The sequence below is a fragment of the Arthrobacter jinronghuae genome (assembly GCF_025244825.1).
Taxonomy (GTDB): Bacteria; Actinomycetota; Actinomycetes; order Actinomycetales; family Micrococcaceae; genus Arthrobacter_B; species Arthrobacter_B jinronghuae.
The window spans coordinates 72889-95983 of sequence record NZ_CP104263.1 but is presented as its reverse complement, the minus strand read 5'-3'; the positions used below and the strand labels follow the sequence as shown (position 1 = coordinate 95983).

The following is a 23095-nucleotide window of genomic DNA, read 5'->3' as shown; positions in this document are numbered from 1 at the left end:
CTCATTCTCCTTCGAAGACTTCGAGTCCGGGAAGGTCCTCGGCACGGGCGGCCAACTCGGCCACGGGCACCGAATCCAGCCGGGCGTCGGGTTCCATCCAGGCCCAGGGCTGCAGGACGAAGGCCCTCGCCGCTGCACGGGGGTGCGGAATGATGAGGTCCTCATCATTCAGGTGCAGGTCCCCGTACGTGATGATGTCGACGTCGAGGGTCCTCGGGCCCCACCGGACAATGCGTTCGCGGTGGTGGCGTGCCTCGACGGCCTGGCAGTGCGCCAGCAGGGCGTGCGGTTCGAGGTCGGTTTCGATCGCCACCACGAGGTTGAGGTAGTCAGGCTGTTCAGGGCCGCCGACCGGACGTGTGCGGACTACGGGGGAAACGGCGCTCAGCCGTACCTGCGGATGGTCGGCCAGCTCCGCTACCGCTGAGGAGAGAGTGTCCCGGCTTTCCCCGAGGTTGCTTCCGAGGGCAAGGACGGAATGGACGGCACTCATGCGCGCTCCCGGTGGATAGTGACCGCAACATCGCCGAACTGCACCGTGATCGGTGCCTTCGGCTTATGCACGGTGACCTCGACTGCGGCAAGGACGGAGAAGGAAGCAAGGACGGCGTCCGCAATCCGGGCCGCCAGCGCCTCGATCAGGTTCAACGGTTCCCCTGTGATGATCTGCACCACGCGTTCGGCAACCTCGCCGTAATGCGCCGTCAGCGTCAGGTCATCCGTGGCCGCTGCCGGCCCCAGATCGGTGAACAGGACCAGATCCACAACGAAGGGTTGCCCGTCCCGCCGCTCGTGGGGAAAGACACCGTGGAAACCGGTGGCAGTGATGCCGCTTAGGGTGATCCGGTCCCTCAGCGCCGGTCCGGAAGCTCCCGTGCTCAGCATCCGGCTACCCTTTCCAGGCTGCGGCGACTTTTACGGCGTCGAGGCTGGCCGGGACGTTGTGCACGCGCACTGCCCAGGCGCCGGCGGACGCCGCCAGTGCGGACACCGCGACCGTGGCGTTGTCGCGTTCCAGCGGCTGGGCCGCCTTCCCGTAGCTGGTGAGCAGCGAGCCGAGGAAACGCTTGCGGGATGCACCGATAAGCACGCGGTGGCCCAAGGCGTTGAGACGGCCGATTCCGCGCAGCAGCTCCCAGTTCTGTTCGCCGTCCTTGGAGAAGCCCAGCCCGGGGTCGAGGATGATCTGTTCGGGGGCGGCACCGGCGGCGTAGAACCGGTCACGGACCTTCAGCATTTCCGCTGCCACCTCTTCGACGACGTCGGCGTAGCTGGCGTTGGGGTCATTGCTGCGGACATTGCCGCGGCTGTGCATCAGGATGTAGGAGACCCCCGTACGCGCAACAAGCCCGGGCATCTGAGGATCGGTTTCGGTGCCGGACACGTCATTGATGATCGCGGCGCCGGCTTCAATCGCCTTTTCCGCCGTGGCGGCATTCATGGTGTCGATGCTGACGAGTGCCCCTGCACGGACCATGGCCTCGACCACGGGCAAGACCCGTGCCTGCTCCTCCTCCGGGGAGATGCGCACGGAGTCAGGCCGGGTGGATTCGCCGCCGACGTCGATGATGTCTGCGCCTTCGTAGTGCATCTTCAGCCCCGCACGGATGGCTGCGTCAGTATCGGCGAATTGCCCGCCGTCACTGAAGGAATCGGGGGTGACGTTCAGGACGCCCATGACCAGGGTGCGGTCGGCGGGAAGGTCGGAGAGCTTGCGCGCCCTGCGGGCGGGCCGCACTACGGGCAACGGGGAGGTTGCCGGGCCGGTGCCGGGTGCGGCAGCGAGTGAATCCATGGTGGTCCTATCGTCCTAGTATCAGGCTCATTGCTTCTGCGCGGGTCGCGGTCTCGCGCAGCTGGCCGCGCACCGCCGAGGTCACGGTTTTGGCGCCTGGCTTGCGTACCCCGCGCATCGACATGCACAGGTGCTCGCATTCAATAACCACTATGGCACCGCGGGGGGAAAGATTGGTCATCAGTGCGTCCACGATCTGGGTGGTCAACCGCTCCTGGACCTGGGGCCGGCGGGCGTAGATGTCAACCAGCCGGGCGAGCTTCGACAGTCCGGTCACTTTGCCCTCGTGGGAGGGGATGTAGCCGATGTGCGCGGAGCCGTGGAAGGGCACGAGGTGGTGCTCGCAGGTGGAATAAAAGGGAATGTCCTTGACCAGGACCATTTCCTCATGGTCCAGGTCAAACGTGGTGGCCAACAGGTCCGAGGGGCTCTGGTGCAGTCCGGCGAAAATCTCGGTGTAGGACTTGGCCACTCTGCTGGGGGTTTCCCGTAAACCGTCACGGTCCGGGTCCTCCCCGATCGCGAGGAGGATCTCCCGGACCGCCCGTTCAATCCTTGGCCGATCCACCGGGGAATCCGCTGCCGCTACGGCGGTCAGTAGGTCATCATCGAAATCCGTCACTGGTCGATCCTATCGCGCCGGCACTTCGTTCCCCGGCGATGCCGGGCGGCCCCGCAGGGCCGCCCGGGCCTACGCCTCGGGGGGCGTGCTGCCGTTGCTTCCGCTCCGGCCGGGATGGCTGCCGTTCCCGCTGCCCTGGGGCAGGCCGTTGCTGGACACATCGAAGTCCTGCGGCAGGTCGGCGTCGGCAATCTGGTCCTGGGGAGCAACCGAGGCCGGATCCGGGGCACCGATTTCCTTCGCCTGGCGCCGTTCCTTCTGGGAGACCACCGGCGGCATGCTGTGCACGGGGCGGGTGGGCTTGGACAGCCAGACCTCCCGGACATCGCGCTTGCGCACATCGGAGAAGACCTCGGCGATCTCCGCCTGGTTCAGCGTCTCCCGCTCCAGCAGCTCCAGCGCGAGCCGGTCGAGGACGTCGCGGTTCTCGGTGAGGATCTGGTACGCCTCGTCATGCGCGTTGTCCAGCAGGCGCCGGACCTCCTCGTCGACCACGTAGGCCACCTGGTCGGAGTAGTTACGTTCCTGGCTCATGTCCCGGCCCAGGAACGGCTCGCCGCCGCCCGAGCCGAGCTTGACCGAACCGATTCGCTCGCTCATGCCGTACTGGGTGACCATCTTGCGGGCCGTGGAAGTGGCCTTTTCGATGTCATTGGAGGCACCCGTGGAAGGGTCGTGGAAGACAATTTCCTCCGCGACGCGGCCACCCATTGCGTAGGCGAGCTGGTCCAGGAGCTCGTTGCGTGTCACCGAGTACTTGTCATCCTGCGGCAGGACCATGGTGTAGCCGAGTGCCCGGCCGCGCGGCAGGATGGTCACCTTGGTGACCGGGTCCGTGTTCCGCAGGGCCGCAGCCACCAGCGCGTGTCCGCCTTCGTGGTAGGCGGTGATCTTGCGTTCAAGTTCCTTCATCACGCGGCTGCGCTTCTGCGGGCCGGCAATCACGCGGTCAATCGCTTCGTCCAGTGCGCGGTCGTCAATAAGGTCCGCGTTGGAGCGGGCGGTCAGCAGTGCTGCTTCGTTCAGGACGTTGGCCAGGTCCGCACCGGTGAAGCCCGGAGTCTTCCGTGCCACGGTTTCGAGGTCCACGCCGGGAGCCATTGGCTTGCCCTTGGCATGGACCTGCAGAATGTGCAGGCGGCCCTGCATGTCGGGGGCCTCGACACCGATCTGGCGGTCGAAGCGGCCCGGGCGCAGCAGTGCCGGGTCCAGGACGTCGGGCCGGTTGGTGGCAGCGATCAGGATGACGTTGGTGTTGCCGTCGAAGCCGTCCATTTCCACCAGCAGCTGGTTCAGCGTCTGCTCGCGTTCGTCGTTTCCGCCGCCGACGCCGGCGCCGCGGTGGCGCCCGACGGCGTCGATTTCGTCCACGAAAATGATGGCCGGGGCGTTGGACTTGGCCTGTTCGAAGAGGTCACGGACGCGGGAGGCGCCCACACCCACGAACATTTCAACGAAGTCGGAGCCGGAGATCGAGTAGAACGGCACACCGGCCTCGCCGGCGACGGCGCGGGCCAGCAGGGTCTTACCGGTGCCGGGAGGGCCGTAGAGCAGCACACCCTTGGGGATCTTTGCGCCCACGGCCTGGAACTTGCCCGGATCCTGCAGGAATTCCTTGATCTCGTGCAGTTCCTCGACGGCTTCGTCGGCGCCCGCGACGTCGTCGAAGGTCACCTGGGGCATGTCCTTGTTGGTCAGCTTGGCCTTGGACTTGCCGAACTTCATGACCTGCGAGCCGCCGCCCTGCATGCGGGACATCAGGAACCAGAAAATCAGGCCGATGATGATGAACGGCAGGAACAATCCGAGGAAGCTGGTGAACCAGTTGGTCTGCACCGGCTGGTCCGTGTAGTTTGCCCCGGAATTGTTAACCGCCTCGACTATTTCCTCGCCGCGCGCAGTGCTGAAGTAGAACTGGACGTCAGTGACGCCCTTGTCATCAACGCCGCTGTCATTCAATGTCAGGTCGACACGCTGTTCGCCGTCATAGATCTTCGCCTGCGAGACTTTGTCCTGCTCGAGAAGCTCTATGCCTTCCTTGGTGTCCACCTGCGTTGCCCTGGTGGTACTAAGGCTCGGCACGAGGATCAAAAGAGCGGCCACTGCCAGCGCGATCCAAATGAGCGGGCCCTTGAAGAAGTTCTTGGATTTCATTCGACGTCAGGGCTAATGCCCCGTCCCTCCTGGTCAACAACGCTGGTATGCGCGGAATTTACCTACTAGCTATACACCGTCCCCCAGAAGAACACGGTCCGGGGAGGGGATTAGTTCCCTCAGGGCGTAGAGCATTGCGTCCGTGACTGTCCCCTTCGCAGGGACGGGGAGAAACGGGGCCGGAACCGTTATTCGTAAACGTGCGGCGCGAGGGTACCGATGAAGTCCAGGTTGCGGTACCGCTCTGCAAAGTCCAGGCCGAAACCGACCACGAACTCGTTGGGGATTTCATAACCGACGTACTTAACGTCGATTTCCACCTTGGCTGCATCCGGCTTGCGCAGCAGGGTGCAGATTTCCACGCTGGCAGGGCCGCGGGATTCCAGGTTGGCGCGCAGCCAGGAGAGCGTCAGGCCGGAGTCGATAATGTCCTCGACAATCAGCACATGCTTGCCCAGCAGGTCCGTCTCAAGGTCCTTGAGGATACGGACGACGCCGGAAGACTGGGTGCCGGAGCCGTAGGAGGACACTGCCATCCAGTCCATCGTGACGTGGCTGTGCAGGGCGCGGGAGAGGTCAGCCATCACCATCACGGCTCCCTTGAGGACGCCGACCAGCAGTACGTCGCGGCCGGCATAGTCGCGGTCAATTTCGGCCGCCAGTTCATTGATCCGGGTTTGGATCTGTTCCTTGGTGTAGAGAACGTGCTTGAGATCTGACTGGACGTCGTGTGAATCCACGAATGACTCCCGGGTGCGAAGTGTTGCAGCTTGGATGTTAGGTGCTGCTCTTTTTCCTAAAAACAAGATTGCCATAGCTTGGGGCGCCGTGGTGAACCGATTTGGCGCGCGGCTGGCGGTACACGCTGACTTTCCCCACCAGTTGGACGGGTCCTGCCGACCCGGTGCGCCGCAGCAGCGCCTGGACCGCCGCGAGGCGTTCATAGCTCGGCTGGGCACCGCCGAGTTCAAGCGCGGCGAGGGCCAGTACACGCTGGCGGACGGCGGGGGCAAGGTTCCGCAGCTGCTCTTCAGGCAGCAGCAGCTCCTCGGAATCCGGTTCGTTGCCGGCCGGAACCCAGGCGCGCAGCTCCGCAAACGCCTGCGCCGCGACGGCGTCGAGATAGTCGGCGTCGGCGGAGAGGATACGTGAGGAACGGAACAGCGCTTCGGCGATGCCGGGGCCCAGTTTTTCTTCCAGGAACGGCAGCACTTCGGTACGGACCCGGGACCGGGCATACGCAGGATCCTGGTTGCTGGGGTCGTGCCAGGGATCCAGCCCGGCGTGCTCGCAGATTTCCACCGTCTGTTCCCGGCGCAGGCCCAGGAAAGGCCGCAGGTATTTTCCGCGAACGGCGGGCATGCCGGCGAGGGACCGGGTGCCGGAACCGCGCATCAGGCCCAGCAGCACCTGCTCGGCCTGATCGTCGAGGGTATGGCCCAGCAGGACGGCGTCGGCGTCCAGTTCCTCGACTGCGGCGTCCAGTGCCGCATAACGGACAGTGCGTGCGGCCGCTTCGGGTCCCATGCCGGAGGCCGGCACCTCCACCTTCCGTACAAGGACGGGTTCCAGGCCCATCCCTTCCAGCTTGTCCCGCGCGGCGGCTGCGACGTCGGCACTGCCCGGCTGCAGGGAGTGATCAACGACGACGGCGCCCACCCGGTAGTCCCCCCGCCGGGAGAAGAACGAGGCGGCCAGCGCCAGTGCCAGGGAATCGGGGCCGCCGCTGCAGGCAACCAGAATCAGCGGCGGATGGTCTCCGCCCGGGGCCAGGCCGGCGTCGCGCAGGGTGTCACGGATGCTGTTGCGGGCATCCCCCAGCGTTGGAAGGAGCCGCTTGCGTACCCGCGGCGCCGGTCGGGCAGATGCTGCTGTTCCCTCTGCCGAGCCGGAGGTGTTGAGGTTTTCGTCGAGCACGTTTTGTTACAGTCCCATCCGGGCGATCCATAGGTCCGCGGAGTGGATCTCCGCTTCGGTCGGGAGGTTTTCGGGGCGCTCCCACACCCGGTTAAAGCCTTCCATGCCCACCTGGTCGGTGACGGCACGGACAAAGCGCGCGCCGTCGCTGTACTGGCGCATCTTGGCATCCAGCCCCATGATCTGGCGGAAGAAGCGGTCAATCCAGGTGCGCTTGGCGCCGCGGTTATTGAACCGCTGCCGGATGGTTTTGACGCTGGGCACGATGCTCGCATCCACGGCGTCCATGACCACATTTGCGTGGCCTTCCAGGAGCGACATCACTGCCGTCAGGTGGGAGAGCCGTTCCTTGTCCTCCGGATCCTGCAGCAGGGAGAGCAGGTCCACGGACTTGTGCGGCACGCCGTCCGCATCCACGCCGCCCTTGGGTGCTGCCAGCGCCTTCACGGCGGAGCCCAGCCGCTCGGAAATGGTCTGCGCCTTGTCCATCATGCCGTTGGAGAGCTGGCTGATCTGCTCCAGCATGTGGGTCCGCAGCCACGGCGCGGCTGCGAACTGCACCCGGTGCGTCTGCTCGTGCAGGCAGACCCAGAGCCGGAAGTCGGCGGGGTCCACGTTCAGTTCACGTTCCAGCGTGACGATGTTCGGGGCCACCAGCAGCAGGCGTCCGCCGGGTTTGCCGACGCCGCCCAGGGCGGCGAAGGGATCGTACTGGCCCAGGACCTTGCTCGAGAGGAAGGCGAGGATGGTGCCCAGCTGCGCGCCGGTCATGGTTCCGCCCAGTGCCGTGTTGGCGGCGGCCAGCTGTTCCGGGCGGGTTTCAGCCAGATGCTGCAGGGCCGGTCCCATCAGCACCGAGAAGCTCTGCGAGTTGGCTCGGGCCCAGGATGCCCGGTCCACAATCAGCACGTCCGAGTCCCGCAGGTCCCGGGCCGCTTCCAGTCCGGTGATGCGGTGAACGTGCGCAACGGAGGCGTCAGCGGCGGCCCGCAGGTCCGCCACGGCGTCGCGGATCTCGCGGGCGGACATCTTCGGTCCGGGCGCTACCATGGCCGCTGCGGTGGAAGCTGCCAGGTCCCAGTTCACCAGCGACGGTGCCCCGCCGGCGGACGGGTGGGTGTCGGTATTTTTCCCTGCAGGGGCGGAAGGTGCCGGGACAGGGGTCGGACGGCTTCGCTCGTTGCTCTCCATTGCTCCATTCGACCACATTGCCTTCCGGCACCACACCACCTTGGGGGAACGGAGCGTCTGCCCGGTGTTACCGGCACCCGCATCCGGCCAGCACGGCTGCCGCGGAATCCACAGCGTCCCGTGCCTGCTGGGTGTTTCCGTTCAGGCCGCTGGCTATGAAAGTGAAGGCAAGTACCCGGCCATCCGCGTCGGCGGCGTACCCGGTCAGCGCGGTGACCGCCAGCAGGGTTCCCGTCTTGGCCCGCACAATCCCCGCCGCTGCGGAATCGGCTGTCTCGTCATACCGCCCGGCCAGTGTTCCGCTCAGGGCCGCAACGGGCAGTCCGCCGGCGACGGCGCGCAGATCGGGGTCCGTAGTGGTGAGGAGGATCTGCATCAGCGAGGTCAGCTGCGCGGCGGACACCGAAGTTTCGCCGGACAGGCCGCTGGTATCCCCGAGCACCATTGCTCCGGCATCCACCCCGAGGGCGGCCACCTCGGCCTTAACTGTTTCAATTCCGCCGGCAAAGGATGCCTCACGGTCCGTGGCTGCCGCACTGAGCCGGGCCAGCACCTCCGCCAGGTAGTTGTCCGAGTTCAGCAGCATGTAGTCGACCTGTTCGGCCAGCGGTGCGGAGCGGACCTCGGCGAGGGCAACAGCGCCTGCCGGAGCGGTGCCGCGTTCAACAGACAGCTCAACGTCGATGCCCTTGGGTGCAAGGGCAGCGGCGAGCGCGGTGCGGTAGGACTCTCCGGCGGACAGGGCGGCGTCGCCAACGCGGGGTCCCGGCCCGGTGCCCTCCTCTGCCCACGCCGAGCTCACCGCAAGGGAATGGATCGGGGCGATCTCGCCCGCCGCGACGTCGGCTTCCCCCCACGCGTCCGAGAGTGCCGGGCCGGTGAACAGCGAATCATCCACCAGCACCTTCACTGGTCCTGCGGTTTCCTTTGCGGCAAGCGCCGCGGCGGTCTGTTCGGCCAGGGTGGCCAGCCCGGCGTGGCCGGCCACGGACTCGGGATCTGAATCCCCAGCGGTCAGCAGCACATCGCCGCCGCCGCGGAGGACCACCGTGCCCGGGTCTTCCCCCGGCAGGGCGGCGGTGGGGAAGCGCGTGTCGCCGTCCATCGCGGACAGCGCCGCTGCGGCGGTCAGGACCTTGAGGCTTGAGGCGGGGGCCAGCCCGGTGGCGCCGTCGCGCTCATAAAGCACGGTGCCGGTGAGCGCGTCCTGCACCACGGCGGAGAAGGTGCCGCTTCCCTCCACGGCCAGTTCGGCGTCGAGCAGGCGGGCCAGCTGCTCGACGTCCGGCATCGGATCCGACGCCTTCGGAGCAGTTACCAGTGCGCTGTCCTTAAGCTTCACGGGTGCCTGCTGGTAGCGGGGAACCACCTCGGCGCGCTGCACCCGGGGTTCGGTCAGGGACTGGGCAACCGGAGGGAGGGCATAGCAGGCCAACGGGACCAGCAGCACTGCGAAGGCCAGGGCCAGCAGAGTGCCGGAGAACATCCGAGACATGTCCCACCGACTCTTTCATTTCCGCCGGCTTGCCCGGCCCGTTTCGGCCCTGCACACGTTCTGTGCACAGGACATATATCTTTAAGACTAGACCGACGCCGGTGCCCGCCCCGATCTTTCCGGTCGCGGGGCATGCCGGCGCATGATCGTCAGCCAAATCTTTCCAGTGGTTCCTCAGCGGGCCACGCCAGTGAGGAGTCGCAATGCCCGAAACGCCCATGACGCTCGACGTCACCATCGAGATCCCCAAGGGATCCCGGGTCAAGTACGAAATTGACCACGAAACCCACCGCCTGCGCCTGGACCGGGTCCTGTTCACGTCCATGGCCTACCCCACCCACTACGGGTACTTCGAGAACACCCTCGGCGAGGACGGCGATCCCCTGGACGCGCTGGTGATGCTCCAGGACTTCGACCTGATGCCCGGCGTACTGGTGGAATCCCGCCCCATCGGCGTGTTCAACATGGTTGATGACGGCGGCGGCGACGCCAAGGTCCTCTGCGTTCCCGTGGACCCGCGTTTTAACCACATCCAGGACATCTCGGACGTCTCCGACTTCCTGCTCGACGAGATCAAGCACTTCTTCACGAAGTACAAGGACCTGGAGCCGGGCAAGTGGGTCGAAGCCGCTGACTGGGCCGGCCGCGAGGACGCCGAAGCCGAGGTCAAGGCCTCCCTGGAGCGCTACCAGGCACACGGCGAAGGCCACGAAGAGGACGAGGCCCAGGGCCGCGACGTCGACGCCAACCCCGTCAACAACTAGTTCTTCCTGCCGGCCCTGCCGGTACGACGGCGGTGCGTCCCTTACGGGGCGGCCGCCGTCGGCGTTTAACGCGGCAAATCTCAGTTGCCGCCCGCCTTGCGCCGCGCCCATGCGCGCAGGTCTCCCGCGTGCGTCCTGGCCGGGACCACCGCCACCAGCACGGCAACGGCAAGGACAATCCAGCTGGAGGTCAGCCATGCCGCCCACAGGCCCAGGAGGACGATGCCTGCCCCGAACAGCAGGGGAAGCAGCGGGCGGCGGTCCGGGCGGGGTGCTTGCTCCTGGCTGGTCATGCGCCCGACTCTACCGTGGTGCCGGCCCGGGCGCGCCACAACCGCATTCGGTTGTTTTCCGCCGGAGTCTGACATGCTGATGCCATGCATTTTGTGCTGACCATCAACCAGCGGGACACCCGGGAGGTCGGGGACCTGGTTCCGGACCTGATCCGCTCCCTTCGGCATCTGCCTGCTGCCGTTCCCTTCCAGCGCACCGTCGGTGACGAAGCCCAAGGGGTACTGACCGATGCGGCCACCGCGGTGGAAGCCGCGCTGACAGCGATCCGGCAGCGCCGCTGGCACGTGGGCGTGGGGGTGGGCGAGCTCCAGGTTCCCCTCCCGGAGAATCTGGCTGATGCGCGGGGCTACGGACTGGTCTATTCCCGGCGTGCCGTGGAGCGCGCCCAGCGCACCGGCGACCGTGTGCCGCTGGCGGTGGAGGGGCCGGATGCGGAACTGGCGGCGGAGGCGGAAGCCGTGCTGCGCCTGCTGGGCCTGATTGTGGCCGCCCGCTCCGAGGCCGAGTGGAAGGTGCTGGACCTCATGACCCCGGGAGCGCGCGGGCAGCAGAAATTCGTGGCCCAGGAACTGGGAATCACCGCACAGGCCGTGAGCAAGGCGGTGGTCCGGTCCCACTGGAGTGAAGAATGGGCCACCCGCCCGGCCGCCGCGCGGCTGCTGGGACTGGTCTACGGTCCGGCCTCGCTTCCGCCGGCAGCGCTCCCCTACCGGGCGTGAGCTAGGCCGTGCCGTCCAGCACGCTGGACAGCACGCTCGCCGCACCGTCCTCGTAGACCGTGCCGGTGACCTCGGATGCTGCTGCCAGGACCTCGTCCGGTGCCTGTCCCATGGCTACGCCGCGGGCGGCCCAGTCCAGCATCTCGATGTCGTTGCGGCCGTCGCCCAGACCAATGGTCAGCGTCGGGTCGACCTCCAGCCGGCGGCGGACCTGCTCCAGCGCGCTGGCCTTGGTGACGCCGGACGCTGCGATATCCAGCCAGGCGGTCCAGCCCACGGAATAGGTCACGCCGTGCAGGCCGATCGCCTCCACCGCCTCGCCGAATTCCTCTGCGGTGCTGTCGGTGCTGAAAACCACCACGCGGACGGCCTGTGCCTCCAGCATGGACTCAAAGTCCACCGCGAGGGCTTCGGCGCCGAAGCTGGCGTCCTGGAACCGTTCGGTGGACAGGAAGCGCCCTTCCGCATCCTCCAGGGCGAATTTTGCGGTGGGAAGCTTTGCCCGCAGCGCGGCCAGTGCCGGTTTCGGGTCGAAGACCACACGGTCCATAACTTCGTAGCCGTCTTCGAGGGCGGGATCCAGGCGCAGGGTTACGGCACCGTTGGAGCAGACGCAGTATCCCTTGGTCAGACCCAGGAGTTCGAGGATGGGCAGCGCGGCGCCGTAAGACCTGCCGGTGGCCACCACCAGGTGATGACCTGCTTCCGAGGCCTTTCGGGCGGCCTCGCGCACGCCCGGGGACATGTGGCCGTCATGGTCTACGAGGGTTCCGTCTACGTCGAGGGCTACCAGGTGTCGCTTGTCAGGGGTTCGCTGGTCTTCGATGCCAGCGGTACTCAAAGTTGTCATCGTTTTATCTAAGCAGATGGGCAAGGAAGGCGGCTAGGACAGCTGCCACAGGACCGGACCGGCGGACAGGGTTGATGCGCGGCCGGGCGAACGACGGCGGGACCCCGGGCAACGCCCGAGGTCCCGCCGTCGCTGCATGGAGCTAGAGGACCGGAAGGACTTCCAGGCCGCCCAGGTACGGCTGGAGCGCAGCCGGGACATTAACGGAGCCGTCCGGGTTCTGGTGGTGTTCCAGAATGGCGACGATCCAGCGGGTGGTGGCCAGCGTTCCGTTCAGGGTGGCCACGGCACGGGTGCCCTTGCCTTCAGCCTGCCGTTCACGGATGTTCAGGCGCCGGGCCTGGAAAGTGGTGCAGTTGGAGGTGGAGGTCAGCTCGCGGTAGGCATTCTGGGTGGGAACCCAGGCCTCGCAGTCGAACTTCCGTGCCGCGGACATGCCCAGGTCGCCGGCAGCCGTGTCGATGACCCGGTAGGGCAGTTCGACCTTGGCCAGCATTTCCTCTTCCCAGGCCAGCAGCCGCTGGTGCTCTTCCGCTGCATCCTCCGGCCGGGTGTAGACAAACATTTCCACTTTGTTGAACTGGTGGACGCGGATGATGCCGCGGGTGTCCTTGCCGTGCGAGCCGGCTTCGCGGCGGTAGCAGGAGGACCAGCCGGCGTAGCGGACGGGGCCGCCGTCCAGCTCGAGGATTTCGTCTGCGTGGTAGCCGGCCAGCGGCACCTCGGAGGTGCCCACGAGGTACAGGTCGTCTTCGGCCAGGCGGTAGATCTCGGCGTCGTGCGCGACGTCGAAGCCGGTACCCTGCATCGTCTCGGGGCGGACCAGGGTGGGGGTGATCATCGGGACGAATCCGGCCTTCACAGCCTGGTCCATCGCCATGTTCAGCAGTGCCAGTTCGAGGCGGGCACCGACGCCGCGCAGGAAGTAGAAGCGGGAGCCGGAGACCTTGGCGCCGCGTTCCATGTCGATGGCGCCGAGCAGCTCGCCGATTTCCAGGTGGTCGCGGGGCTTGAAGCCCTCGGCCTCGAAGTCGCGGGGCTTGCCGACGGTCTTGACTACCTCGAAATCGTCCTCGCCTCCGACCGGAACACCGTCGGACACCAGGTTCGGGATCCGGCGCAGCAGCGCGTCGGATTCGGCCTGGATGGCGTCAGCCTCGGCGCCGGCGGCCTTGACCGCGGCAGCCAGTTCCTTCACCTCGGCCAGCAGGGCCTGCTTCTCTTCACCCTTGGCGGCGGCGACACGCTTGCCGAAGGCGTTCTGCTCGGCGCGCAGGGTCTCGTAGCGGGTCCGGGCGTCGCGGCGGGAGGCGTCAGCGGAAATGATCGCGTCCACAAGGCTCTCGTCGGCCAGCCGGGCGCGCTGCGAGGCTCGGAATTTTTCGGGGTTTTCGCGGAGCTCATTTACATCGATCACGTCTCAAGGGTACCCAAAACCTGCCGGGCCTTTGCCCTGCGGGGCGGCGGCTATTCTGGGAGGCATCATGCCCGTTGAAATTACCCTCCTCCTTGTCCTCGTCGCCGCCCTGTTGGCCTCCGCCGCAACCTGGGCCATTGCCGGCACCCGAAGCAGGCGGCGGGCGGCGGCGGACGCTTCGGTGTTCGCCCCGCGCGGAGCGGCCCACCAGCGGGTGGCGATGGTCGTGAACCCGGTCAAGGCGCTTGCTGCCGACGCCGAGGCGCTGCTGCGGGCTTCCTGCGAGCTCGCAGGCTGGGATCCGCCGCTGATCCTGGAAACCACAGTGGACAGCCCGGGCTACCTGCAGGCGCTGCAGGCACTGGAGTCCGGGGCCGACGTCGTCCTCGCCGCGGGCGGCGACGGCACCATCCGCGAGGTCTCGCGCGCGGTCGCGCATTCCGGTGCCGCCCTGGGCCTGATCCCGCTGGGCACCGGCAACCTCCTTGCCAGGAACCTGGATATCTCCGTGGCGGACCTGGCGGGAAACATCCGCAACTCGCTGCACGGGGATGTGCGGCGGATCGATATGGCCGACATTGTGCTCGAAGACGCCTCCACGGGCGGGCGTTCCCACAATGCATTCCTGGTGATGGGCGGGATCGGCCTGGATGCCCAGGTAATCGCCGCCACCAGGGATGAGCTCAAGAAGCGCGTGGGCTGGCTGGCCTACAGCGAAGCCGGCGTCCGCCTCCTGCCGGGGCGGCGGACACGGATGACCGTGAGCATAGACGACGGTCCGGCGCAGTCACAGAAGGTGCACAGCGTGCTGGTGGCCAACACCGGACGCCTGCCCGCCGGAATCGATTTCATTCCCGACGCCGTGGTGGATGACGGGCTCCTGGACGTCGTCATCATCAGCCCGCGCAGCGTCCTGGGCTGGGCCTGGGTGGCGGGCAAAGTAATGACGCGCTACCCCAAGGACCTCCCGGTGATCCGGCACCACCGGGTCCGGAAAATCACGGTGACCGTCGCGGAACCCACCCAGACGCAGCTCGACGGCGACCTGACCGGACCCGCCACCACCATCACCGTGGAGGTGGACGCCGGCGCCCTGCTGGTCCGGGTGCCGCCCTCGCCCGTCCTGCCGCCGGAGGCATAGAAACGGCGCCGCACCGGTGGGTGCAGCGCCGTTTCGCAGGAAGGCGTTACTTGCCGTCCTGGGTGCCCTCGGAGTCGGTGTAACCGCCTTCGCGGTCCTTATCCGTCTTGGCGCCGTCTGCGGCGGTGTACTTGCCTTCGTCCTCGCTGGGGGAGGCCTGCTCGCGGATCAGCGCCTCTTCCTCGGCAAAGCGGATGTCGTTGCCCTGGTCGCCGACATCGCCGCGGTAGTTATCGTCATTGGTGGAAACACCGCTGGGCTTCGGGTCCTTGAGCTGCTCTTGTTCGTTGGGGTACTCGCTCATGCCGGCACCTTCCTTCTTGGGGTGGTTGTCCAGTGCGCCAATACTGCGCGCGCCTTCCATCAGCATACTTATCGCCGGTGCCTGCGGAAACCCGGTTAATCCTCGAGCATCATCCGGGTTGCGGTCTCCGAAGCGGAGAACCCCGTCACGGGGATGACCTGGTCGTCGAAGAAACGGTCCACCACGCGGGGGTCGATGTAGGACTTGCGGGCGATCGCCGGGGTGTTGCCCAAGTGCTCCGCCACGTCGCGTGCGGTGGCCGCCACGGCCTTCTGCTTCACCCGATTGGTGGCGGCTGCCGGCGCCATCCGGGCCAGGGACATGGCCGCCACCACCGTGGCCTGCCAGGTGCGGAAGTCCTTGGCACTGAATTCTCCGCCCGTGACTTCCTTCAGGAAGGCGTTCAGCTGGGCCGCATCGACACTGTGCCAGGCACCGTCAGCCCCGAGGTAGGCCAGCGCCGTGTCCGCATCCGGGCGGCGGAGCATCGGTTCGAGGGCGGCCGCGAGGTCGGCATCCTTGATGGAGGTGTGCCATTCCTGCCCGCTCTTGCCGGGGAAGTCGAAGCGCACTTCCGTTCCGTCCAGCCGCACATGCTCGATCCGCAGGGTGGTGGTGCCGTAGGAACCGTTGGCCTCCGCATAGCGGGTGCCGCCCACGCGCAGCGCGCCGGCGTCGACAATCCGCAGGGCTGCCGCCAGGGCACGTTCCGAACCGCAGCCCTCGGCGCGCAGATGCTTGGTGATCAGGCGGCGGGCCGCCGGAAGGGACTGGGCGAAGGCGAGGGCGCGGTCGAATTTCTCCCGGTCCTTCATCTCACGCCACTGCGGGTGGTACATGTACTGCTTACGTCCGGCGGCGTCGGTTCCCGTCGCCTGGATGTGGCCGTTGGGGTACGGGCTGATCCAGACATCCGTCCAGGCCGGCGGAATGGCCAGCGAACGGATCCGGGCCACGACCGTCCGGTCGGTGATGACGTTGCCGCGGACGTCCCGGTAACTGAACCCCTTGCCCCAGCGGCGGCGGGAGTAACCGGGATGTTCGCAGTTGCTTCGCCGCAGACGGCCCATGATGCGTCCCTTTCACCCGCTGCGGACCGGTTCGGCCGCAGGTTCCAGCCCTAGTATCCGTTCAGCAGGGACTCGAACCAAATATCAGCGGCCCGAAAAGCCTCGTCACTGGTGTGCCGGGGTATCTCCGACTCGCGGTGGTCCGCGCGCGGATATGAGCCCAGGAAACGCAGTTCCGGGCTGATCCGGTGCAGGCCCTTCAATGCATCCGCCATCCGGGCATCCGCAATGTGGCCGTCAGCGTCGATGCTGAAGAAGTAATCACCAAGGAACATACCCGTGGGACGGGACTCGATCCGGCTCAGGTTCACCCCGCGGGTGGAAAACTGGTCCAGGATTTCCATCAGGGCGCCGGGGTGGTCCTCCGGCAGGGGAACCACCAGGGTGGTCTTGTCGGAACCGGTCGGTTCGGGAAGCAGGCCGGGCAGGCTGATCATCACGAACCTGGTCACGGCATCGCGCACATCGCCGATGTCCTCGCGCAGAACTTCCAGCCCGAGCCGCTGCGCCACCAGCGGTGCGCAGATCGCGGCGTCGAAGGACGGATCCGGCTCGCTGAGTTCCACTGCTGCCGCCGCAGTTGAGGAGGCAGGCAAATATTCCGCCTCGGGAATATTTCCTGCGGCCCATTCCCGGCACTGTGCCCAGGCATGGGTATGGGTGGAAACTGTACGGATATCCGCCAGGGCCACCCCCGGACGCGCCGCCAGGACAAACGTGATGGGGACCAGGATTTCCCTCATGATCCGCAGCGAGGCACCGGCGGAAAGCGCATCGAGGGTGGCGCTGACGCCGCCCTCCACCGAGTTTTCAATCGGCACCACGGCAGCCGTGGCCTGCCCGGAGCGCACCATTTCCAGTGCGGAGTTCACGCTGGGCGCCGGAATGCGGACGGCGTCCTGTGCACCCGGGATGGTCAGCAGAGCAGCCTCCGTGAAGGTGCCCTCCGGACCCAGGTAGGCGTAAACTACGGTTTCCCCCAGCGGGCCGCGGTGGTGCGGAGCGGCCTGGGTGTCGGCGGCATGCGTCATTTAACGGTCGGTTCCTGCCCGTTGTCGGAAACCATGGGCTTCCCCGCCTCAAGCCAGGCACCCATCCCGCCGTTAACGTTGACGGCCGAGTAGCCGTTGGCTTCCAGCCACTGCGTGGCCCGGGCGCTTCGGCCGCCGGTGCGGCAGATGACGGCAAGGTCCTGGTCCGGGTCCAGATCATCAAGGGCCTCGGGCAGCCGGTCAAGCGGAATGTGGAGGGCGCCGTCAACATGGCCGGCCTCCCATTCGTAGTCTTCCCGCACGTCGAGGATCTTCGCGCCCTCGGGAATGGTGTCTACGGTTACACTCTGCATCTCACTCATTGCTGCCCTCACTGTCCTACGGGTTGAAAGCTCCGCACCACGCTTCCGGGCGCGCCCGGGCCCGCCGTACGGTGCCGTTTTGTCCAGCCTATAGTGGGACGCGGTCCGAGAGAATAAACGCCCGGACGCCGCCCGCACCGAAAGGCACGCGATGCCCGCTCTCCACGAGATGACCGCCGTCGAACTCCGGGACGCCCTGGCCTCCGGCGGGCTCGGCGCGGAGGAAGCCACCGACCACTATCTGCGGCGCATCGAGGAGCTCAACCCGACTTTGGGGGCCTTCCTCACGCCGACGCCGGAACTCGCCGTCGCCGAGGCGAGGGCTGCGGACGCACACCGCGCCCGGGGCGGAGAGCTGGGACAGCTGCACGGAATGCCGTTGGCGCACAAGGACCTCACCGACGTGGCGGGCGTGCGCACCACCATGGGCAGCGCGGCCCTGGACCCGTGGACAGCCAGGGAGGATGCGCCCCTGCCTGCCGTCCTGCGCCGGGCCGGTGCGATCAGCCTCGGCAAGACGCAGGTACCCGAATTCGGACTCAGCAGTTACAGCGAAAACCGGGTCGGCCCGCCGGCGCGGAACCCGCGCGATCCGCGGCTCAGCCCCGGGGGATCCTCCGGCGGCAGCGCAGCAGCAGTCGCCGCCGGGCTGATCCCCTTTGCTCCGGGTACCGACGGCGGCGGCTCGGTACGCATCCCTGCGGCGGCTACCGGCCTGGTTGGCCTGAAGCCCAACCGCGGAAGGATCCCGGCCGGCTCGGGACAGCAGGACCTGGGCCAGTTCGTGGTGGCCGGCCCGCTGGCCCGGAACGCAGCGGATGCGGCACTGCTGCTGGACGCGATGGTCGCCGAACCCCATTACCGTGCCACCAGTGCTGCTCCCGTCACCGGAACGTTCCTTGCGGCTGCGCTGCGGGCCGAGGGCAGGTTCCGGATCGGCGTCAGCACCCGTTCACCCTTCGAATCCAGGTTGGAGATCCGGCTTGATCCCGAGGCACTGCAGGCGCTCGAAACCGGTATCGCGGCCCTGACCGGCGCCGGCCACGATCTGCTGGACGCGGACGTGGTTTATGACGAACGGTATCCGGACGCCTTCCAGGTGGTGTGGACGGCCGGTCTGGCCACCGCCCCCTTGGCACCGGGCGGGGAAGAACGGCTGACCGATCTTGCCGCCGTCATGCGTCAGCGCGCTCTACGGCGCAGTGCCGCGGACCTGGTGGGCGCCGTCGACGTCCTCCGTTCCTTTGAGGCCGAGACCATCCGGCAGTACAGCGGCTACGACATGATCCTGACGCCCACCCTGGCTATGACGCCGCGCCCCCTCGGCTGGTACACCAGCGACGACGCCGGCGCTGGTGACCGGGCGGACGAGGATTATGCCCGGCAGTGCCGGTACTCGCCGTTCACGTCCATGGTCAATGTCTGCGGGCTTCCCGCGATTACCCTTCCGGTGCTGGATACCGCGGCCGGCCTGCCGATGGGTGTCCAGCTGATCGGGCGGCCCGGCGCCGAGGCGGATCTGCTGTCCGTGGCAGCCCAGCTGGGGTACTGACCTAGAAGAGGCCGGCCAGCAGCCGGTCGGATTCCCGCTGCCCCTCGGCATCGAAGGCACCGCCGGTCACGAGCAGCTCGTCCGCACCGGAGGAAGCCACCAGGTCCTCGAGCCTGCCGTGCACTTGTTCCACCGTGCCGTAGACGGAGGTCTCGAGGGTAGTGCGGACCAGGTCCTGCCGCCGTCCGGACAGTTCGGCGGCGCTTTCCGCTGCTGACAGGGCGGGAAACACCCCCTTGGTCCGGGAATCGGCCAGGGCATGCGCCTCGGGCAGCAGCAGTTCCCTTGCCCCTTCCTCGGTGCCGGCCGCAGCGACGTTGACCGCCGCAAGCACGTAGGGCCGGGGAAAACGGTCCGAGGGGCGGAAGGCCGAGCGGTAGCGTTCGAGTGCACCTGTCTGCCCGGCGCTGTTCTGCCGGAACAGCGCCGGGCCGCCGAGGACAACGCCCAGACCCGCCCGGGCTGCTATTTCCACTCCTGCTCCGGTGGCAAGCACAAACACCGGCGTTCGGCCGTTGTCCTGCGGGCGGGCGGTGATCGGCGCAGTGCCGTCGAGATAGGTGAGCAGTTCCGCCAGCTGCGCTTCAAATTCCCCTGCCTCGGCCGGCCCCGCCCGCAGTGCCGTCCGCACCGCCGGAGTGAACCCGAGGGAACGGCCCAGGCCAAGATCGATCCGGCCGGGATACAGGGCCTGCAGCGTCGCTGCCTGCTCGGCTACGACCAGCGGCTGGTGGTTCGGGAGCATCACACCGCCGGAGCCGATCCGGATGCTGCGGGTGCGTGCCGCCAGCGCGGCCATCAGGACGGCGGGCGCCGAGCCGGCGATCCCGGCCACGGCGTGGTGCTCGGCAACCCAAAAGCGCCGGTACCCCAGCCGGTCTGCGGATTCGGCACGTTCAAGCACGGCACTAAGCGCATCCGACTCGGGAAATCCTTCGCGGGAGTTTGCGCGGTCAAGGATTGAGACGGGAACACTGAGGCTTGGCATACCCATGCCAACCCCCTGCCTGCTTAGGGAATTCCGGACCGGTCGCGCAAATCGTTCCGTCATGCAGGCCCACAAGCATGTAATGCGGGCAAAAGCATCCGTTTTGCCTGTGATCTTAGGCACTCAGGGATGGCAACCTTCCTTGTCTCCGGCGGATTCTTTCGGATTTGGCTGCTTGACCACCTGCCGAGGGTGGGAATATTAAACTCGTGAGCCATACCCCCAGTACCTCAGGCGTAAAAGAAGCGCGTAAAACCTTCTTCGGCCATCCCCGGATGTTGGCCAACCTCTTCAGCGTTGAGCTGTGGGAGCGATTCTCCTTCTACGGCATGCAGGGCATCCTGCTGTACTACATGTACTACAGCACCACCGACGGCGGCCTCGGCATCGACGAAGCCATTGCCGTCTCCCTGGTCGGCGCCTATGGCGGTGGCGTGTACCTCTCCACCATCCTCGGTGCATGGCTGGCGGACCGCGTCTTCGGCGCCGAACGAGTGCTGTTCTACGCTGCCGCACTGGTCATGCTCGGCCACATTTCCCTGGCTGTCCTGCCGGGCGCCGTCGGACTGGCCGCCGGCCTGATCCTGATCGCCCTGGGCTCCGGCGGTGTGAAGGCCAACGCGACATCGCTCGTCGGCACCCTGTACGACGAAAAGGACCAGCGGCGCGACGCCGGCTTCTCCATCTTCTACATGGGCATCAACATCGGCGCCCTGATCGGCCCGATCCTGACCGGCCTCGCCTGGACCGAATACGGGTTCCACTACGGCTTCGGCCTGGCCGCCATCGGCATGGCCATCGGCCTGGTGCAGTACGGGGTGACCCGGAAGAACCTGCCCGAATCCGCGCACGAGGTAGCCAACCCGCTGCCGAAGCAGCAGTACATGAAGATCAGCCTCATCGCGGCTGCCGCCTTGGTTGTCATCGTGCTGGCCGTTGTCTTCGAGCTGCTGACCGCCAAGAACCTTGCGGTGGTTATGGCGATCCTCGCCATCGTGGCCTCCGTCGCGTACTTCGTGATCATCCTCAGCAGCAAGAAGGTGAACCAGGTGGAACGCCGCCGGGTGTACTCCTTCATGCCGCTCTTTATTGCCAGTGCTGCTTTCTGGGCCTTGTTCCAGCAGCAGTTCACGGTGGTGGCAATGTACGCGGACAGCTCGCTGAACCGCACCATCTTCGGCTGGGAAATGCCGCCGAGCTGGGTGCAGTCCATCAACCCGGTCTTCATCATCATCTTCGCAGCCGTCTTCGCCGGCGTCTGGACCAAGATGGGCGACCGCCAGCCGTCCTCCCCGCTGAAGTTCGCCATGGGCCTGGCCGTCATGGGCCTCGCCTTCCTGGCCTTCATTCCGTTCTCGGGCGGCGCACCGAACAGCACCCCGCTGCTGGCCATGGCCGGGATCCTGCTGCTGTTCACGTTCGCTGAACTGTTCCTGTCCCCGATCGGCCTGTCCGTGGCAACCAAGCTGGCCCCGGAAGTCTTCCGGACCCAGATGGTGGCGCTGTTCTTCCTGTCCGTCTCCCTGGGCACCACCCTGGCGGGCTGGCTGGCCCAGTTCTACGACCCGGCAACCGAAGTCAGCTACTTCACCTTCAGCGGCGTTACCGCGATCATCCTGGGCATTGCCCTGGCTGCGGCCACACCGTCGATCAAGAAGCTCATGGGCGGCGTGCGCTAGCAGGCGGGCACCAAGCGCTTCAACCAGGACGGCGGCACCGGAACTCTCCGGTGCCGCCGTCCTTTTTATGTTGCGTCATTTGCTTGGCGGCGCCCCGCCGGCATGGCTAGGATGGGTGCCAGCTTCAGGAGACACGGCCGCCAAGCTCCGACTTGGCCGTGCACCAACCCCATGCTTCGCGGGTGGTTCGGATGACGAAGCGGCCTGCACCGCCTCTTGGGCATCCGGTGCGGGCAAGAGCACCGATTCCTAAAGGATCACTGCCATGCGCAAAAGCACTGACCGCATTTTGACCACCCACGCCGGTTCCCTCCCCCGGACCCCTGAACTGATCGCCGCGAACGCGGCCCGTGAAACCGACCCCGCGGATACCGGGGGCTACGCGGAACTGCTGCAGGCTGCCGTCGCTGACCTGGTGCGGCGCCAGCGCCAGGCAGGCATCGATATCCCGAACGACGGCGAATACGGGCATGCGATGTCCGCGAACGTCGACTACGGGGCCTGGTGGTCCTATTCGTTCGCGCGGCTTGGCGGCCTGAGTGTTGCCGAGACCGGGATCTGGGACATGGAACCGCACCGCTCGGAGCCGGGCAATGTTGTCCTCACCAGTTTCGGTGACCGCCGGGACCGTCAGCGCTTCTCCGATGCCTACACCGACCCGACCTCCGGTATCACCACCGGGGCGCAGAAGGTCTTCCCCAAGGTCACGGGTCCGGTGGAGTACACCGGGTACGACGCCGTGGCCAGCGACATTGCCAACCTCAAGTCCGGGTTGGCCGCGGCAGGTTTGTCCGAAGGTTTCCTCGCCTCGCTCTCCCCCGGTTCCTGTTCGCGGATTGCCAACGAGTACTACGCCACGGAGGAGGAGTTCATCTACGCCTGCGCGGATGCCATGCGGGAGGAATATCTTGCCATCGTGGACGCCGGGCTGATCGTCCAGATCGATGATCCGTCCATTGCGGAGAACTGGGACCAGATCAACCCCGAACCTTCGGTGGCCGACTACCTCAAGTTCACGCAGATCCGCGTCGAGGCCCTGAACTACGCCCTGCGCGGGCTGCCTGAGGAACAGATCCGCTTCCACCTGTGCTGGGGTTCCTGGCACGGGCCGCACACTACGGACATCGAGTTCCGCCACCTGGTGGACACCCTGCTGCAGATTAACGCCGGGGGCTACAGCTTCGAGGCAGGCAACGTGCGGCATGAGCACGAGTGGCGGGTCTGGGAAGATACCAAGCTGCCGGACGGGAAGGTTCTCATTCCCGGCGTGGTCTCCCACGCCACCAACGTGGTGGAACATCCGGAACTGGTGGCGGACCGGATCGAGCGCTTTGCCCGACTGGTGGGGCGGGAAAACGTTATTGCGTCCACCGACTGCGGGCTGGGCGGCCGGGTGCACCCGCAGATCGCGGCGGCGAAGCTGGAGACCCTGGGAGAAGGCGCCCGGCTGGCCAGCAGCCGGCTCTGGTAGGCCAGGGAACAGGTGGATAGAGTGGCATCGTAAGGGTACTTACGGTGTAACTAAACGCAGAGGAGGCCATCGTGGCTGACAAGAATGCGAAGGATCCCAAGACGGAATCCACGAACCCGATCGAGAACGCCGTGGAGAACCTGATGTCGACCTCGAAGGAAGTCCCTGACGGAAGCGGCAGCCAGGACCACTCCGACCCGCGGACCGAGGTGCACTCAAGCCTCGCGCAGGGCCTGAACTCTGACAACGGGAACTTCAAGGAAAAGAAGGGCTGACCGGCGGGCAGGCGTGCGTCTGCCGCCGGCGCCGTTTCTTTGG

Annotated in this window: 24 protein-coding genes and 1 riboswitch; of the genes, 7 read left to right on the top strand and 17 right to left on the bottom strand. The window is 66.6% G+C overall.

Translation table 11 applies throughout. From position 1 onward, the window contains the following. Position 1: 1 nt before the first annotated feature. From folK to dacB, 9 genes are all read right to left on the bottom strand, one after another. Positions 2-493, bottom strand: coding sequence for a 2-amino-4-hydroxy-6-hydroxymethyldihydropteridine diphosphokinase (folK, locus tag N2K98_RS00465; protein WP_255864431.1), 492 nt, complete (start codon positions 491-493; stop codon positions 2-4). After that, on the bottom strand, positions 490-885 hold the full coding sequence (gene folB / locus N2K98_RS00460) for a dihydroneopterin aldolase (protein ID WP_255796247.1): 396 nt from the start codon (positions 883-885) through the stop codon (positions 490-492). Before folB ends, folK begins: the two co-directional genes overlap by 4 nt. Before the next feature lie 4 nt (positions 886-889). Beyond that, positions 890-1795, bottom strand: a complete 906-nt coding sequence (folP, locus tag N2K98_RS00455; RefSeq protein WP_255864432.1) for a dihydropteroate synthase — start codon at positions 1793-1795, stop codon at positions 890-892. A 7-nt stretch (positions 1796-1802) separates the two neighbouring features. Continuing rightward, positions 1803-2417, bottom strand: a complete 615-nt coding sequence (gene folE, locus N2K98_RS00450; protein ID WP_255796249.1) for a GTP cyclohydrolase I FolE — start codon at positions 2415-2417, stop codon at positions 1803-1805. A gap of 69 nt (positions 2418-2486) precedes the next feature. Beyond that, the gene (ftsH, locus tag N2K98_RS00445; RefSeq protein ID WP_255864433.1) at positions 2487-4571 is read right to left on the bottom strand and encodes an ATP-dependent zinc metalloprotease FtsH; all 2085 of its coding nucleotides are present in this window, start codon (positions 4569-4571) and stop codon (positions 2487-2489) included. Between the two features lie 188 nt (positions 4572-4759). Continuing rightward, positions 4760-5311: a hypoxanthine phosphoribosyltransferase gene (gene hpt, locus N2K98_RS00440; protein ID WP_227920598.1), complete on the bottom strand. Its 552-nt coding sequence runs from the start codon at positions 5309-5311 to the stop codon at positions 4760-4762. Between the two features lie 37 nt (positions 5312-5348). Beyond that, positions 5349-6488, bottom strand: a complete 1140-nt coding sequence (tilS, locus tag N2K98_RS00435) for a tRNA lysidine(34) synthetase TilS (RefSeq protein WP_407080000.1) — start codon at positions 6486-6488, stop codon at positions 5349-5351. 6 nt (positions 6489-6494) lie between these two features. Next, entirely contained in the window at positions 6495-7679 is a 1185-nt protein-coding gene (locus N2K98_RS00430; RefSeq protein WP_255864434.1) for a zinc-dependent metalloprotease, read from the bottom strand. A gap of 67 nt (positions 7680-7746) precedes the next feature. Then, complete coding sequence (gene dacB, locus N2K98_RS00425; RefSeq protein WP_255864435.1) at positions 7747-9174, bottom strand: D-alanyl-D-alanine carboxypeptidase/D-alanyl-D-alanine endopeptidase; 1428 nt, start codon at positions 9172-9174, stop codon at positions 7747-7749. 218 nt (positions 9175-9392) lie between these two features. Here dacB and N2K98_RS00420 point away from each other — a divergent pair, with 218 nt between their 5' ends. After that, positions 9393-9938: an inorganic diphosphatase gene (locus N2K98_RS00420; RefSeq protein WP_255796740.1), complete on the top strand. Its 546-nt coding sequence runs from the start codon at positions 9393-9395 to the stop codon at positions 9936-9938. A gap of 80 nt (positions 9939-10018) precedes the next feature. On the opposite strand, the gene N2K98_RS00415 is transcribed toward N2K98_RS00420, so the two are convergent. Next, the gene (locus tag N2K98_RS00415) at positions 10019-10231 is read right to left on the bottom strand and encodes a hypothetical protein (RefSeq protein ID WP_255864436.1); all 213 of its coding nucleotides are present in this window, start codon (positions 10229-10231) and stop codon (positions 10019-10021) included. An 84-nt stretch (positions 10232-10315) separates the two neighbouring features. On the opposite strand from N2K98_RS00415, the gene N2K98_RS00410 reads away from it, so the two are divergent. Beyond that, the gene (locus N2K98_RS00410; RefSeq protein ID WP_255864437.1) at positions 10316-10951 is read left to right on the top strand and encodes a hypothetical protein; all 636 of its coding nucleotides are present in this window, start codon (positions 10316-10318) and stop codon (positions 10949-10951) included. Between the two features lies 1 nt (position 10952). Here the strand turns inward: N2K98_RS00410 and N2K98_RS00405 are convergent, their stop codons facing one another. Then, positions 10953-11801 carry an HAD family hydrolase gene (locus N2K98_RS00405; RefSeq protein WP_255796255.1) on the bottom strand — a complete coding sequence of 283 codons (849 nt, stop codon included), beginning with the start codon at positions 11799-11801 and terminating at the stop codon, positions 10953-10955. 142 nt (positions 11802-11943) lie between these two features. Then, on the bottom strand, positions 11944-13218 hold the full coding sequence (gene serS / locus N2K98_RS00400; protein WP_255796256.1) for a serine--tRNA ligase: 1275 nt from the start codon (positions 13216-13218) through the stop codon (positions 11944-11946). A gap of 67 nt (positions 13219-13285) precedes the next feature. Between serS and N2K98_RS00395 the strand changes: the two genes are divergently transcribed. Beyond that, complete coding sequence (locus N2K98_RS00395; RefSeq protein ID WP_255864438.1) at positions 13286-14359, top strand: diacylglycerol/lipid kinase family protein; 1074 nt, start codon at positions 13286-13288, stop codon at positions 14357-14359. A 46-nt stretch (positions 14360-14405) separates the two neighbouring features. Here the strand turns inward: N2K98_RS00395 and N2K98_RS00390 are convergent, their stop codons facing one another. The 4 genes from N2K98_RS00390 to N2K98_RS00375 form a co-directional block, all read right to left on the bottom strand. Next, positions 14406-14663, bottom strand: coding sequence for a hypothetical protein (locus N2K98_RS00390; RefSeq protein WP_260553820.1), 258 nt, complete (start codon positions 14661-14663; stop codon positions 14406-14408). 95 nt (positions 14664-14758) lie between these two features. After that, the gene (locus N2K98_RS00385; RefSeq protein ID WP_255864439.1) at positions 14759-15733 is read right to left on the bottom strand and encodes a DNA topoisomerase IB; all 975 of its coding nucleotides are present in this window, start codon (positions 15731-15733) and stop codon (positions 14759-14761) included. Between the two features lie 50 nt (positions 15734-15783). After that, entirely contained in the window at positions 15784-16764 is a 981-nt protein-coding gene (pheA, locus tag N2K98_RS00380; RefSeq protein ID WP_255796260.1) for a prephenate dehydratase, read from the bottom strand. After that, positions 16761-17087 (bottom strand): rhodanese-like domain-containing protein, encoded by a 327-nt coding sequence (locus N2K98_RS00375; protein WP_227920571.1) that lies wholly within the window; start codon positions 17085-17087, stop codon positions 16761-16763. The genes pheA and N2K98_RS00375 overlap by 4 nt, the downstream gene beginning before the upstream one ends. A 151-nt stretch (positions 17088-17238) precedes the next feature. Between N2K98_RS00375 and N2K98_RS00370 the strand changes: the two genes are divergently transcribed. Then, positions 17239-18639: an amidase gene (locus N2K98_RS00370; RefSeq protein ID WP_255864440.1), complete on the top strand. Its 1401-nt coding sequence runs from the start codon at positions 17239-17241 to the stop codon at positions 18637-18639. 1 nt (position 18640) lies between these two features. Here N2K98_RS00370 and N2K98_RS00365 read toward each other — a convergent pair whose 3' ends face one another. Next, on the bottom strand, positions 18641-19633 hold the full coding sequence (locus N2K98_RS00365) for an MsnO8 family LLM class oxidoreductase (RefSeq protein WP_255864441.1): 993 nt from the start codon (positions 19631-19633) through the stop codon (positions 18641-18643). Positions 19634-19836: 203 nt separating this feature from the next. Here N2K98_RS00365 and N2K98_RS00360 point away from each other — a divergent pair, with 203 nt between their 5' ends. From N2K98_RS00360 to N2K98_RS00350, 3 genes are all read left to right on the top strand, one after another. Next, complete coding sequence (locus N2K98_RS00360) at positions 19837-21306, top strand: peptide MFS transporter (RefSeq protein ID WP_255796263.1); 1470 nt, start codon at positions 19837-19839, stop codon at positions 21304-21306. A gap of 122 nt (positions 21307-21428) precedes the next feature. After that, positions 21429-21552, top strand: a riboswitch (SAM riboswitch). Between the two features lie 19 nt (positions 21553-21571). Next, the gene (locus N2K98_RS00355) at positions 21572-22777 is read left to right on the top strand and encodes a cobalamin-independent methionine synthase II family protein (RefSeq protein WP_255864442.1); all 1206 of its coding nucleotides are present in this window, start codon (positions 21572-21574) and stop codon (positions 22775-22777) included. A 71-nt stretch (positions 22778-22848) separates the two neighbouring features. Then, complete coding sequence (locus N2K98_RS00350) at positions 22849-23052, top strand: hypothetical protein (RefSeq protein WP_255796265.1); 204 nt, start codon at positions 22849-22851, stop codon at positions 23050-23052. The last annotated feature ends 43 nt before the right edge of the window (positions 23053-23095 follow it).

What these genes read in the sequence shown, in the direction of transcription:
- folK (WP_255864431.1), bottom strand. Translation starts at nt 493, where the DNA reads ATGAGTGCCGTCCATTCCGTCCTTGCCCTCGGAAGCAACCTCGGGGAA.
- folB (WP_255796247.1), bottom strand. Translation starts at nt 885, where the DNA reads ATGCTGAGCACGGGAGCTTCCGGACCGGCGCTGAGGGACCGGATCACC.
- folP (WP_255864432.1), bottom strand. Translation starts at nt 1,795, where the DNA reads ATGGATTCACTCGCTGCCGCACCCGGCACCGGCCCGGCAACCTCCCCG.
- ftsH (WP_255864433.1), bottom strand. Translation starts at nt 4,571, where the DNA reads ATGAAATCCAAGAACTTCTTCAAGGGCCCGCTCATTTGGATCGCGCTG.
- N2K98_RS00430 (WP_255864434.1), bottom strand. Translation starts at nt 7,679, where the DNA reads ATGGAGAGCAACGAGCGAAGCCGTCCGACCCCTGTCCCGGCACCTTCC.
- dacB (WP_255864435.1), bottom strand. Translation starts at nt 9,174, where the DNA reads ATGTCTCGGATGTTCTCCGGCACTCTGCTGGCCCTGGCCTTCGCAGTG.
- N2K98_RS00420 (WP_255796740.1), top strand. Translation starts at nt 9,393, where the DNA reads ATGACGCTCGACGTCACCATCGAGATCCCCAAGGGATCCCGGGTCAAG.
- N2K98_RS00415 (WP_255864436.1), bottom strand. Translation starts at nt 10,231, where the DNA reads ATGACCAGCCAGGAGCAAGCACCCCGCCCGGACCGCCGCCCGCTGCTT.
- N2K98_RS00410 (WP_255864437.1), top strand. Translation starts at nt 10,316, where the DNA reads ATGCATTTTGTGCTGACCATCAACCAGCGGGACACCCGGGAGGTCGGG.
- N2K98_RS00405 (WP_255796255.1), bottom strand. Translation starts at nt 11,801, where the DNA reads ATGACAACTTTGAGTACCGCTGGCATCGAAGACCAGCGAACCCCTGAC.
- N2K98_RS00395 (WP_255864438.1), top strand. Translation starts at nt 13,286, where the DNA reads ATGCCCGTTGAAATTACCCTCCTCCTTGTCCTCGTCGCCGCCCTGTTG.
- N2K98_RS00390 (WP_260553820.1), bottom strand. Translation starts at nt 14,663, where the DNA reads ATGAGCGAGTACCCCAACGAACAAGAGCAGCTCAAGGACCCGAAGCCC.
- N2K98_RS00385 (WP_255864439.1), bottom strand. Translation starts at nt 15,733, where the DNA reads ATGGGCCGTCTGCGGCGAAGCAACTGCGAACATCCCGGTTACTCCCGC.
- pheA (WP_255796260.1), bottom strand. Translation starts at nt 16,764, where the DNA reads ATGACGCATGCCGCCGACACCCAGGCCGCTCCGCACCACCGCGGCCCG.
- N2K98_RS00375 (WP_227920571.1), bottom strand. Translation starts at nt 17,087, where the DNA reads ATGAGTGAGATGCAGAGTGTAACCGTAGACACCATTCCCGAGGGCGCG.
- N2K98_RS00370 (WP_255864440.1), top strand. Translation starts at nt 17,239, where the DNA reads ATGCCCGCTCTCCACGAGATGACCGCCGTCGAACTCCGGGACGCCCTG.
- N2K98_RS00365 (WP_255864441.1), bottom strand. Translation starts at nt 19,633, where the DNA reads ATGGGTATGCCAAGCCTCAGTGTTCCCGTCTCAATCCTTGACCGCGCA.
- N2K98_RS00355 (WP_255864442.1), top strand. Translation starts at nt 21,572, where the DNA reads ATGCGCAAAAGCACTGACCGCATTTTGACCACCCACGCCGGTTCCCTC.